The following is a 13811-nucleotide window of genomic DNA, read 5'->3' on the forward strand; positions in this document are numbered from 1 at the left end:
AAGCAATATGCTTAGCCACGATATCCTTCATGATCGTTTAGAGCAGCTCAATGCCATCGGGATTTCCCTCTCCTGCGAAAACCATATCGACAAACTGATGGAAACCATCCTGATTGCTGCCAAACATCTGGTTAACGCCGATGCTGGCACGCTTTATCTGGTGAAAGAAGGGGCCTTGTACTTTGAAATTGTCATTACCGAATCACTGGGCATCGCCATGGGCGGCACCACCGGCCACCCCACTAACCTGCCCCCCGTGATGCTGCGCCACACCGATGGCACGCCCAACCTGAACAATGTGGTGGCCTGCGCGGTAAATAAAGACATCACTATTAATATTGAAGACGCTTATACCGCCGAAGGCTACGATTTTTCTGGCACCAAGCGTTTTGACGCCAGCGTGGGCTATCGCTCCAAATCTTTTCTCACCGTGCCGATGAAAAACCACGAACGTGAAATCATTGGTGTATTGCAGCTGATTAACGCCAAAGACGAGCACGGCGAGCTGAGTTATTTTGACCAAGACAGCCAGAGCATGGCCGAATCGCTGGCATCACAAGCTGCCATTGCACTCACTAACCGGCGCTTAATACATCAATTAGAAGAATTGTTTGAATCGTTTATTAATTTAATCAACTTGGCCATTGACGATAAATCGCCCTATACCGGAGGCCATTGCCAGCGCGTTCCCGCTTTAACCATAATGATTGCTGAAGCCGTTAATAACGCTAATTACGGCAGCATGGCCGGTTTTACAATGGATAACCGGGATCGCTACGAATTAAAAATAGCGGGTCTGCTTCACGATTGCGGCAAAATCACGACTCCGGTGCATGTGGTAGACAAGGCCACTAAATTACAAACTATTTTTGATCGTATTCATTTAATAGATGCACGCTTTGAAGTACTCAAACGCGATGCAGAAATTGATTTTTTGCGCGGAAAATGCACAGAAACCGAATGGAAAACCCGCCTGGCGCAAATCGAATCAGACAGAACTTTTTTAAGGCATGCCAATACGGGCGGTGAATTTATGCCAGATAGCGCCTGTGATAGGGTAAAAGCCATTGCCCAGCAAAGCTGGCTTAGCCCGGATGGTGTCATCAGCCCGTTTTTATCGGCGGAAGAAATAGAAAACCTGTCTATTGCCAAAGGCACCCTCACCACAGCCGAGCGCCAGATTATTAATCACCACATTGAAGTTACCATCGAAATGCTGGAATCCCTGCCCTGGCCCAAGCATTTAAAAAACGTCGCCGAATTTGCCGGTGGCCACCACGAAAGAATGGACGGCAAAGGCTATCCGCGCGGCCTGACTAAAAACCAAATGAGCATTCAGGCCCGCATCATGGGCATCGCCGACGTATTTGAAGCCCTCACCGCGCGCGATCGGCCCTATAAAGACGGCATGAAGATATCCCAATCCCTCACCATCCTCGCCCGCATGGCCAAAGATCAGCATATTGATGGCGATTTATTTGAGATTTTTGTCAAAGAAAAAGTCTGGAAAAACTACGCAGAATTATTCCTGGGGCCATCGCAAATTGATGAAGTGGATGAAGAGAAATTATTGAGGATTGCAAGGGGGCTGGATTAAGCCCCCAAACTATTAAATAACAAAAGCTAAATACCCTCCATAGAGGAAAGCTTTACAGGCTCCACTTTCTGTATAAAAAACAGACTATCAACAATAGGTTGGGAATTTGTTCCTTCAGGTAGAATCACATTGTGAACACTCAAAGGCTCGTCACAATAACGAAAACGCCGGAAAGTTAAATTGTTGTATAAATCATGCTGCAGAACAGCATCTTTAATCAAAGATCTGAACGTAATGTATCCATTCTCATTTTTGGCTTTTTCCCATTCAGCCTCCCAACTACCTTCACTTAAATGAGGCAAAGCAATCGTATTCTGGCTTGCCTCATAATCAGTGATACACCCACCTAATGCTGTAAAATGTGCAATATAAACGCCATTCATTCCGTAATAGTCACGAAGTAAATCACCTAAAGAATTTCCACCAGAAGGAAGCCCCCTCATACTATGAACCCAGATAATAAACTTTTTGCCTGAATAGACCGACTCAGCAAGCCATTTTATATTTGAAAACATTTGCCAGTCACGTTTTTCCCCCACTTGTAACTCGACTAGCTGAGCCTGCAATCCTTCCAGTGATAAATAAAGCAGCCGACTTTCATCATTACTTAATTGGTGTAATTCATTATTACCAAGTATAGGAAATAACAATTTCAACATTTTTTGAAAATCATGAACATCACTAATGCTGTCAATTAATGGCTTCGATCTTGAAATAATTCGTTCTGCTGCACGAACAAAGCCGCTCCAGCAAACTTTCTCTTTTAGCTCAATAAAACCATATTGCTCCAAAAAATGGCTTAAATGCGCCAACAAATCCTCGGTTGACTTTCTACCTCCTTGCGGGCCATCACAACCAGCCAAAATCAAAGGGTAATCCGAATATCTGCACTGAGTGATATACTCAAATAAAAACCTGAGCTGAGGGCAACGAGAATACATATAAAACAAATTATTTAATACCGCTGTTGCCGCATGCTGTCCAAGTTTAATATCCTCCCAAACCTGTAACAAATCATACATGCCACTGCCCATAGCGAGCACTTCAAAACCACAGTGTTGATGCAAATATTGTACTAAGCGCCCCTGCAGACCAAATACATTTCCCTCCCCATGTGATTGCGCACAAAGCACAACAAACCTGGCCTCTCCCACATCTTCAGCAAATGCAGCTAATTCAGAATCAGCACATGACTCATTCAATGAAGTCAGTACATGGCTATGCTTTTGAAACCACGCCCCACTATTATCATCTTTTCTCTCATTTGCTAGAAAGGACTTCTCTGCAGCAGCTAAAATCATCCTAAACTCCGGAATTTTAAATATAAATTTCGCTATTTCTTTTTGCTGAGTGCAATGGATAATATTCAGACTTTATCTGCCCCCGCTCTAATTCAAGGACCCGATCAGCACTCGCAATAGTCTCTGGTCTGTGAGCTATTACCAATGCACTTATACCCAGATCACGTAATGTTTTGTTAATTTTAAATTCATTATTTATATCTAAATGACTGGTCGCTTCATCAAGAACAAGCAATTCAGGCTTTTTATATAATGCACGAGCTAATAGAATACGCTGCTTTTGTCCTCCTGATAAAGTGGAGCCCATTTCCCCGACCAAAGTATAATATCCCATTGGCATTTCTAAAATATCTTGATGCACTTCTGCAAATTGAGCCGATTGCTCTACCTGCAGCATATTAACTTCATGAGAAAATAATGTAATATTTTCTATAATAGACCCGCTGAATAACTGGTCATCTTGCAATACCGTCCCAACGCAACTGCGAATTTTAGCAAAATCATCATGATTAGTATTAGCCCCTAATATAATTACTGAACCACGCTGAGGCTGATAAATGCCAAGAACTAATTTAAGCAAAGTAGTTTTACCGCACCCGGACCGGCCTGTTAGGGCAACAATTTCTCCCCGTTCGACACTAAAAGTTAAATTATTCAGAATAGAAGGCTCATTATTACCATAAGAAAAATCTAAACCCTCAACAACCAATACCGCAGTCCCTTTATATGGAGCCTTTAATGGTCCAAATGTTTTTAACTTAAATTTTTCCCGCCTATCAGGAAGGCTTTGCACAATATCAGCAAGCCGCTCGGTATAAACACTGAGCATTTTAAATTCAAAAAAACGGTCAATAAGCTGATTTGCACTTGAAGTAAAACGATCCTGCCATGCCAAAAAAGCGACCAACATTCCCACAGTAAAGTGTCCATCAAGGACTGCTCTCGCTCCAAGAGAAAGTACAATAATCTGTACACTCCTGCTTAAGAGCAACATGCACACGTGATAAGCAATTCCTAATTTATGTTGTAATAATTTTGCGTTTCGCGATTCAACTTCCAAATTACGCCAGGCAACCTCTCGATGAGGCATGGCACCATTTATGCGTAAGCTCAAAATTCCCCGCATCGTTTCCAAGAAGTGACTAGCCTCTTTAGTATTGGCAACCCAGGCATCAACACCAGCATCCCTCATTGGGATAAACCAAGCCAAACGCAAGATGGCATACATCAGAGCAGCTACAACCGCAACTGTAGCCAAACTGGCATCATAAGCCATCATCATCGCCAAAGTTCCAATTAACAAAATGGCATTCAATAATGTTTCTAAGGTGCTATTCGTTAATGTTCTCTGTATATCTTCAATAGAGCGAAATTTCGCAGTAACATCACCAATATGGCGCTTTTCAAACCAGTCAACAGGCAAGCGAACAAGATGCCGGAAAACATTAACCGTCCATTGCAATCCAAAAGCCATTGTCAGTGACACGACGGCCCATTCACGTGCAACGCTAATAATCGCCTGACTCAGCGTTAATAATCCTAAGCCTATTGCGACCATTACTAACAAATGAGTATCACGAGTTACCAATACTTCATCAATAATCAGCTGATTAAATAAAGGAACTGCTAAAGCTAAAGTTTCTAGTACACCGGCAAAAACTAAAATTCTAAGTAATGCAGGAACTAATCCCCGGGTACGGCCAATCAGATCTCTGATTCGAACAGTTTTATGCATATCTTTCTGTTCAAACTCATCAGACGGGCTAAGTTCCAAAGCAACGCCTGTAAAGTGCAAACTCACTTCATGCAAAGAAAGCTGCACCTGACCTCTCGCAGGATCAAGAATTTCTGCCCGATTGCGGAAAACTTTTTTTAATACAACAAAGTGGTTTAAATCCCAGTGCAAAATACAAGGAGTAGCCAGTTGCTTTAATTCTTCCAAATCTAAGCGTAATGGACGCCCCATTAATCCAATCATTTCAGCACAATGAATTAATTGCTGAAGATTCATTCCATGCTGAGTAACCCCTAAACGCTGACGCAATGTCATTAAGTCAATACGAAAACCATGCCAGGCGGCAACCATAACTAAACAAGCTACGCCACATTCAGCAGACTCTGTTTGCCTTACTAAGCGCAAACGTTTATGCCATCCCCAATTCAATTTTTTTAACAAATGCATATAACTTAATGCCCTCGGAAACTTGCAATTGGCTCAAAGAGCCATTCATAAATTCGACGAGTATCTAAGGAAACATCACCTTCAGTACTCATTCCAACCTTTAAGGGCTCTTCCTTCCCATTGACCGATACACTTGTTCTCAATAATTCAACTAAAACACGGTAATAAACCTCTTTACTATCTTGCACACTAAATAAAGTACGCTGAATTAATTCTGATTGCACCTGAGCGACCCTGGCAACTTCTTTAACCCTGCCCTTTTGAATTCCATATTTTTCATATGGAAATGCATTGAAACGAATCCCAACCGGCTGCCCTGGTTTAATAAACCCAACAGACTGACTCGTTGCATATAGCTCAACCAAAAGCTCTGCATCGCGCGGCACTAAAGCCAGCATTAATTCATTCTGCCGCAGTGTCTGCCCGGGTTTAGCTAATATGCCCGTAACGATTCCATTTGCCGGAGCGCGAATCATGCTGGCATCCTGGCTTCCCAATTCAAGTAACTGCTGCTCTAATTTTTTAATGCTACGCTCAAGCTCTGCCAGCTCATTTTGCCCCTGCAAGCTGGATTGCTTTTGATCATTCACCACTTCTTGTAAAGATTGTTGCAAGCCAATCAAGTTTTGTTGCTGTTGTTCAACATCACCTTGTGCCATTGCAACCTCTATTTCGTGCTGCTGTAACGCCGAAGCAGAAATAAAACCCTTAGCTAATAACTGCATATTCCGACTCAAAATCCCCTTCTGCAAATTTGCTCGTTGTTCTGTGATTGCAAGTGCACGACGAGCAGCAGACTGCTGTGCAAACAACGTTTGTTGATGCTGCAGCAACGCGCGGCTTGCAAGCTGATTTTGCTCCTTGCGACGCATGCGTTCACGGCTTAGCAAATTAATTTCTTCCTTAATTGAACCACGCAAACTTGACACGGTCCCTTGCCCTTCACGGTTATAACGCTCACCACTTACAATAAACAAAGGAGTCCCTTCTTGAACCTCTTGTCCTTCCTTAACAAGCAAGGTTAAAACACTGGCATCACGCGGCGAAACAATCTTAAGCAGCCCTGCTGCAGGCATTACGACACCAACAAGTTTTGCTTTTCGGGTGTATTCTCCCCAATAGCTATAAGCCATCAAACCGATCAGCAAAAATACTCCTGCAGTAGCCAGCCATGTCAGATTTGCCTGACTCGGCAAAATAATCCGCCCTTCCAGAGAAACTTGTTGTGACAAAACAACTTCAGAACGGAATAAAGGTGAAGAGGACATGAGCACGCAATTCTAAATAACTATATTTAAAAACCTGTTAATAATGATTAAGAGCCGGTAGCAACCAACTCCCGTAACCTTATTAAGGGATGGTGAGTTTTCTGATATTGAGCACAATCTATATCATTTAAATTCCCAAGATTAACGCATGGTTCCCGCAAATATGGGTGTTTTAGTACTTTCAAAAAAGAATGATAACGAGCGTGCGTGGGCAAGTGAACTTGACGCATTTCCAGCTCAGTTACTGAAAATGTCCCCCAGTCTGATAAATAGCTGAAATATACTTCATCCGCAGAAAGACGCCGGCCAAGGGCAACAAAATCAGGCATTTCATGATAATTATTTTCCTGAACAACCATATGAATTTTCAAATAAAGAAGTTTTCTTTCCCTTTTTAATCCAGCAATAAACTCAAGATTATTTAACAACCGATTAAAGTCCCCGCCTCGCCGGTTTAATTCATACGTAGCAGCACTAGTGCCATCAATTGAAATTTCGCAAGTTTTACAACGCTCACGCACAGACTCCGGCAATTTATTCCACATTGCCTCATCCCAAAGCTGAGCATTTGTATGTAAGTGAATAAACGCATCATCAGAAAAATGACTCACACTCATTTTTCTGAGCCAGCGGTTAAAATATGGACTACCAAATGGATCTCCCGACCCTGTGATATATAAACTCTTCAATCCTGGAAAAAGCTGCTGTTCTACTTTATTTTGCATAACCAGAATATTTTCTTGATGCTCTGTTTCCACTTGTCGCTCATTACGACAACTTGGGCAGGATAAATTGCAAGAATTATCAAAACCACATTCAACAAATGCAGGGAGATCAGGCATGATGCACAAGTTATCCCTGATAATCTGAAGCATTCCGGTGTCTTTTAATTGATCACGGCCCTGAACAGGATTTGAAATCGCGCTCAAGAAGCCATGTATTACTGAATCTTGTTTTTCTTGCACCGCAGGAGGGGCAGCAGCCCCATGTAAAAATGGACAATCCTTGCTGCAATAGCTGAACGAACCATCAAGAATTGATTTCCTTATTTTTTGTGCATTATCTGAATTCCAGGCCGAATCTATTGAAAAATCAGCGCTCTCACCTTGCCAAATAGGTAACTTTACCCAGCAACAAACCCCTGCCTTATTACGTTTAATATCAATAAAATTAAAAGGTTTACTGCAAAACAAATGAGAGTACATAGCTTAATTCACCATTATCAGAACAGATTAATATTCAGTCATCATGGACAAAACAACCGGTCTTTTTCCTCATTAACAACCATTTCGTCCAAATCACAAAGGCGGCGTAAACAAACTTGATAATTATTAAAAACTATCTCGACCTCAGGCCCTAAAACTTTACAAAAACTGTCTACTGCTTTTTTCGGATAAAATGTATTCGCATATTTTTTTTCCGGCATATTTAATAACTCAGCAGGGAATAATCTTTCAATATACCAATGGTTTTTCCAATGATAATCGTCAATTAACATGATTCCACCAACCCTCAATTTACGCCAGCCAACAACTAAATCCTGTAAAACATGCTTTCCAATATGACTGCCATCAAGGTAAATAAAATCGAAAAAGTAATCAGGCCTGCTAATCAAATAGTCGAATGACTTCATTTGACTAAAAGAAATATGACCACTGGCCCGGCGCTCGGCTGTATTTTCCCAAAATACATCTTTTGGGTGAGGATCAACCGCATGAAGTACTTGACCTGAACCGTTTAAATATAATGAAGAAAAATGCAAGGAAGTGCGGCCTTCAAAAGAGCCAATTTCAAGGGCATTATTTAGCGGCCCTAAAACATTTTCAAATGCAGCTTTAAAATTTGCGGCATGCATGCTGGTCCAGTCTTCGCTGTAATTTGATGATTGCATGGCAAAATCATTAACAGAACATGTTATTTCTAGATTCGAATTTTTTTTCATCGTGTTAACCAGTGTTTTTTCACATTAAATAGCTCATCCATAAAGCCGAAAATACTGGCAGGCATAATTGCTATTTCGAAAACAGGAAAATATACTGCTTGTAATATGACATCCCGGATATTTACAGCTTTTGAATCTAAGTGCTTATAATGCAATAAAACATTAATCCAAAGCTGCATAACGCCAATTAGTCCAACAATGGCAAACACCCACCATTGTTGAAAAAAGAGGGCAAGGACGACGGCAAGCAAAGAAGGCATGATTGCCCCTTGAATCCAAAGCAAAAGCCATGGAAGCAGTAAAAGAGTCCGGGGTTTTGATATTGCCCATGCAGCTTTTAATGCTTCAAGCCGCCCCCTTGCCCAGCGTCGCCGCTGTTGAAATAACCCCCGGACTGACTGAGGCACTTCTGTATAAGCAATGGCTTCGGGACAATAGCCAATTCTATAATCACTGGCAATAGCCTTCCATGTCCATGAAATATCTTCGACCAGCCAATTACTCCACCCCCCCAATTCCCGAATTGCCGCCATTCGATGAATTGAAAATGCTCCGGATAAAACATCCACCAAACCCAGCCATGATTGTGCAAATCGAATCGCAGCAAAGCTGCCAATATGTTCGTAGTACTGAATATATGACAGCAGTGAATTACTCTTACCTGAAGCAATTACGCATCCGGACACAGCAGCATATCGTTCATCACTCATTAACTGCTTTACACTCAATCGCATAGCATCGGGTTCAAGCCGGGTATCACTGTCCACAATAGCAAGAACTTCAGCATCTTCAGGAACTAAATGCAGAACCTGATCCATAGCCTTACCCTTGGCGCCTGAGTTCTTATCCAAGTTAATCAATTCATAATGATGGCGACGCCCATGCTCTTGTATCCAAATTGAAATTTCTTGTAATGTAGTATTAGTGGAACCATCATTTAACAACATTACATACAGAGGATTAGGATAATCCTGAGCTTCAATAGACTGAAGTGCACGCACCATGGTTGATGGGTTTTCATTATAATAGGGGACTAAGATAACGCTCTTAGGATATTGAACAGGGGTATTCAGTACTTTTTGACGCAGGCTAAGCCTGATATTTAAAGTCGCAGTGAGAAAAAAGAGTGTCACCGAAGACAATATTAAAGGGAAAAATATAATTCCAAAGATTATCGAAAACATTGGCTTATCTCATTATTTTGTTTCAGTTTAAATTAGCTAAATATGCAATTTTATGCTGCAATAGTGGATTTTTTAATATTTCCAGATATTCTTTATGAAGAGGATGATCTGGCAAATGTACAGCACGTTGCAAGTAATCATCCGATTCAAATGTCCCCCAATTATCCAGCTTTGTAAATTTAGCCATATCAAAACCAAGATCATTTACTAAAGAAATGAAATCTGGAATCTCATGGAAATTATTTTTCTGAACAACAAAATTACAGCAAACATCAGCGACAATCCCTTGCTTACGCAGGCTTGCCAGTATATTTAATCTGTTTATTAATTTATCCCAATTGCCCGGCGGCCGGTTAATCCCATAGGTTTTTTCACTTGCTCCATCCATAGAAACATCAAAAGTTATTTTCATTTTTTTAACAGCATCAGGGATTTTTTCCCAAACTTTCTCTGAAAATAATTGTAAATTAGTATGAAAATGAATATGGCGTAATAAAGGAAATTCAGCAGGATTAAATTTATACAGCCAATTACGTAATACTGGTGAAGCAAACACATCTCCTGCCCCCCCCAGATTGATATACTCAACCTCCTTAGCTGCATCAGCCCGCACCATATTAAATATGTCACTCACCTTAGTCTGATCACTGGCAATAATTTCGTTTCTGCAAGAAGGACAACGTAAATTGCACGTTTCATCAAAAGCAAGGTGCAAGTTTTTCGGTAATGGGGCCTGGTCAAAACGATTATCTAAGATAATATTCCGAATAATCTCCGGAGCGTCCTGTAGCAGAATCACCGGGCCATCATGATTTTTTAAATGTGGGCACGCATTGGCATGACAGTATTTAAAGCTGCCATCGCTCACACTTTGTCTGAATATCTGTGCGCGCTCTGATTGCCATATTTTTTCAATCGTAGTCTCCATAGCTGAGCCTATCGGGCCGAAACTGTGCCAGGCGGAGCAGCATACAGATACATCCTGATTTGGTAACACAGCATAATCTACATAGGGTTTTATACATACATACATTAAATTCCCCCCTTTGCAGGTTTATTGTCACTACCGCTTTTTAATTCAAACCAGGTAACAACCTTTCGTAACTCACCAGATTTTTCCCTTCTGATGGCACGTATCGACTTTACTCCCGGCCATAAAAGACCTCCGGTAAATTGCTGCTTTAATAAACGCAACATTGCACGAAAATGTCCATTATTTGTACATGCATCCATTACAATAAGATGATCGCCTTCTATCCATTCTGAAGGATGAAGTATATATTTATGGTCGTTAATTAATTTCTGCTCAGTGTGTGCATTAACAAGTGCCCAGGTAATAAAGCCTGTTGGGCGGCCTGTCGCATCAAAGAAACATTTAACTTGCCCATGTAATGCTGCAGGAATGAGCCAAAACTCTAGTGCAGCAAATTGAAATTTACGATATTCAGAATTATATGCTATGACCTCTGCTGCACTCCCAATTTGGACAGCAAGATCCACTCGCCCGGCAAATGGCAATTCATGTAAACTCATCACGATAACCTTTATATCATCAGAAAATAGATTCAGCAGCAAGCCTTGTTTCTGTTTTTTTATGTAATCCAACACTAAAAAATTGAATTAAAACATCCTTAATTTTATTATTTATATTCAGCTTAACTGACCATTTCCGGCTAACAGAATCACATATTACTTTAATTTCTTTTTCACAATCTGAAATGCAAACAGGAAAATATGAAACGCCGTTCAGACTTTGCATATGCGATTCACTATCTGAAATAAATAGCCGCCATTTATCAGAGTTACTTTGCTCAGAAGGAACCAGTCGTATAAATAAGTCAGAATCAGTGATTCGATAAACCAATTGAATTCGTACGGTGGATTTATTCAGGCTGTGCTGCGAAAGAACCATTTCATCCAATGGCAAGAGGTGATCAGCCCTGGCGTGCAAATCAATTAAATCACGTAAATAAACACCAATCTCATCAATCACCATCCCGGGTTGTTGCAAATAGTTCTTCCGCATTAATTGAGTTTTAAGCACAACAGTCCAGTTATAAAGTGGTGTCAAATCCACATCAAACTTTGCTGATTGCAATTCAAATACATTGATAAAACTATTCCATGTCAACCCGGCCATATTTACTGCGTCTTCTAATTTTGGTAAAAACAGAAGAAAGCTATTAATATAGCAAGTGCCAAGTGTAAATTTTGGAACTAATATTTGAATATCTTTGTAATTTAAATTCTTTCCTGCATATAACGCTATTTGTAATAACTGTCTCAACAATCCCGGCTGAGTTATATCTGTAACTGGGGGTATTTCATTTTCAGGCGCAGACAATACAGGCTGCAATGCCTGAAAAAAACTAACACACACCTGAGTATCTAAATTGGCCAGCACAAGCCGTGGAATGCCAGCTACCTGCAAAAAGGTTCTTGCCTGTTCATTAACTAAGGTATCTTTAAAGAATTGCTGTACTTGCTCACGCTCATTTGTGCCAACATCGGGCCGGTACTTACTTAAGTAAAAATATAATTCGCGGAGCATGACAAGTATTTGAATATGGTCATTCCAGAAAGGGGGAAATCCGCGTGCGATAATACGATTACCATAATCAGGCAACGTTGTAATTGTCCCAAAATCAATATAGCGCCCATCTATAGAAACATTTGAGCTTGTAAGTGCACCATGAACAATACGCATTGCCCTGGCTGCAGCCAGTTGCCGGGCTAATCTCTCAGCTAATGTTTTAACACCTGCTCCGACCGGCTCCTCAAGTGATTGTGGCAATGACAGTTCAATACGCTGGATTGCATCTTCTACCCGCATAAAGTCCGGGACTAAAAGTGCTTTTGTAGCCTCATGTGGCTTGTAATAAATTGAACGCTCATAATGAGCAGGCCGGATGTTTGGCTCGCGAATCATTAAGGCGCTTGCTGCAGGCTCCGCAATCCCATCAGCACGACCATAATTAGATTCCACCACTTTGCCTGTTGCGATCAGGGCCAGAATTCTGACACCACCGAAGGGAAGCTCTTGGTGAGTTATCTCCCCCCACAATGCTTCAAGGACCCCCTCGTCCAACGTTGCCCCACCATATGTGTGCCAGTGATCAACGTTGGTTGCTGCAAGTGGGTTTTTTCCTATGCCTTTTATCTGAAAGCGCCCATTTAAACCACAACGCACCCCCCCTCCATTCGCTGTCTCTGTTTGTGCCCCGTATCGCTCACCAACAAATTCTTTTTCTTCATCACAATAAAGAGCTGGATCATCACCTTCTGCTGGTATCGCATAAGCAAATGCCTCCAGCATAATCGGCTCTAACTCACTCAACTCAATTGATGAAGTATCTACCCCGTAGTCTCGCAACAATGCGTGATTTACCCACAACAATCTGGCATTACGAAGCCGCTTTGCTTTAAATGGAACAAAACTACTCACAGGTAACTCTTTGCCATAGTAGACAGTGTTCTCAGTAGTAACTTCTTTGTAAGTTTTTACAAGATCATCTAAAGTACTACGCTGAATGGCAGATAGCATACAAAATTCCAAAATAAGGCGACTTAACCAATAAATAAGTTGCAGGTAAGGAACAGCCCCTACCTGCAACCGGTCTAAGACCGGAAACTAGCTTACGGCTGACCTGTAGAGTTGCTTACCCAAACTGGCTCGCCATACTGGTTATGAGTCCAGTAGCCTGACTCATTACCACCTTCACCACTCCCACCGCCTACTAAATTCAATTCTTCATCAGATAGAAAACGCATTATTTTCAACCTCAAAGTTTATGATTAATAACGAGTCAGACAGAAACCTGACAAATTATTCTAATAAAAAATTGCATATAAGTAAAAATACCTAGTAAGACTTGTTGTATTTTCAAACAAAGCAGAAAGATAAAAACTTAAAAATTGAAAGAAAAAAACACAACATTAAAAGTTTTTTGTAAGTGCTTAGAACAAGCAAACAAGATCAATTCAGCTTGTATAGAACTCACTGTTTGTTCTTGAAAAGTACTTTGCTAACGCGATTAGTAATTTTTACGTAAGTAAAATAAGATTTAATATGAGCAAAATGGGGGATATCTATAATGCGTAGTAAGCAGATCAAACGACTTTTTCTGTAAGCAGCGATCTAAATTTGGATGTTTTCAGGGTGATACCGATGAAAAAAACTTGACGATGAAAACCGGTATCAAAGAATCTTCATCAGGGCACTGGGGCAAGTCAAAATTATTTAGTAAGATCAGAAATTTTCTAAGAATCAGTGCCAGATTGGCAGTCCTGCAGTTAAAGTTAATTTTTTTGTCTGCTCCCTCGACTTACCCTAGCTT

The 13811-nt window shown here is 41.0% G+C and carries 10 protein-coding genes; 1 reads left to right on the forward strand and 9 read right to left on the reverse strand.

Going from position 1 to position 13811, the window contains the following annotated elements:
* Window positions 1–7 precede the first annotated feature (7 nt).
* Complete coding sequence (locus HA050_RS06545; RefSeq protein WP_166823670.1) at window positions 8–1597, forward strand: HD family phosphohydrolase; 1590 nt, start codon at window positions 8–10, stop codon at window positions 1595–1597.
* Window positions 1598–1623: 26 nt separating this feature from the next.
* Here HA050_RS06545 and HA050_RS06550 read toward each other — a convergent pair whose 3' ends face one another.
* From HA050_RS06550 to HA050_RS06590, 9 genes are read right to left on the reverse strand one after another with little or no spacing between them, the layout of a single operon-like run.
* A complete protein-coding gene (locus HA050_RS06550) occupies window positions 1624–2898 on the reverse strand; it encodes an erythromycin esterase family protein (RefSeq protein ID WP_166823672.1) in 1275 nt (424 codons plus the stop codon).
* A gap of 16 nt (window positions 2899–2914) precedes the next feature.
* Window positions 2915–5080 carry a peptidase domain-containing ABC transporter gene (locus HA050_RS06555; RefSeq protein WP_166823675.1) on the reverse strand — a complete coding sequence of 722 codons (2166 nt, stop codon included), beginning with the start codon at window positions 5078–5080 and terminating at the stop codon, window positions 2915–2917.
* A gap of 5 nt (window positions 5081–5085) precedes the next feature.
* Window positions 5086–6348: an HlyD family secretion protein gene (locus HA050_RS06560; RefSeq protein ID WP_166823678.1), complete on the reverse strand. Its 1263-nt coding sequence runs from the start codon at window positions 6346–6348 to the stop codon at window positions 5086–5088.
* A gap of 47 nt (window positions 6349–6395) precedes the next feature.
* Complete coding sequence (locus HA050_RS06565; protein ID WP_166823680.1) at window positions 6396–7553, reverse strand: radical SAM/SPASM domain-containing protein; 1158 nt, start codon at window positions 7551–7553, stop codon at window positions 6396–6398.
* 41 nt (window positions 7554–7594) lie between these two features.
* Window positions 7595–8290, reverse strand: coding sequence for a class I SAM-dependent methyltransferase (locus HA050_RS06570; RefSeq protein WP_166823683.1), 696 nt, complete (start codon window positions 8288–8290; stop codon window positions 7595–7597).
* Window positions 8287–9474 carry a glycosyltransferase family 2 protein gene (locus HA050_RS06575; RefSeq protein WP_166823686.1) on the reverse strand — a complete coding sequence of 396 codons (1188 nt, stop codon included), beginning with the start codon at window positions 9472–9474 and terminating at the stop codon, window positions 8287–8289. Before HA050_RS06575 ends, HA050_RS06570 begins: the two co-directional genes overlap by 4 nt.
* Before the next feature lie 22 nt (window positions 9475–9496).
* Entirely contained in the window at window positions 9497–10507 is a 1011-nt protein-coding gene (locus HA050_RS06580) for a radical SAM/SPASM domain-containing protein (protein ID WP_166823689.1), read from the reverse strand.
* A complete protein-coding gene (locus HA050_RS06585) occupies window positions 10507–11007 on the reverse strand; it encodes a toxin-activating lysine-acyltransferase (protein WP_166823696.1) in 501 nt (166 codons plus the stop codon). The genes HA050_RS06580 and HA050_RS06585 overlap by 1 nt, the downstream gene beginning before the upstream one ends.
* A 19-nt stretch (window positions 11008–11026) precedes the next feature.
* On the reverse strand, window positions 11027–13018 hold the full coding sequence (locus tag HA050_RS06590) for a protein adenylyltransferase SelO family protein (protein ID WP_166823698.1): 1992 nt from the start codon (window positions 13016–13018) through the stop codon (window positions 11027–11029).
* Window positions 13019–13811: the final 793 nt, after the last annotated feature.

The sequence above is a fragment of the Iodobacter violaceini genome (assembly GCF_011601265.1).
Classification (GTDB): Bacteria; Pseudomonadota; Gammaproteobacteria; order Burkholderiales; family Chitinibacteraceae; genus Iodobacter; species Iodobacter violaceini.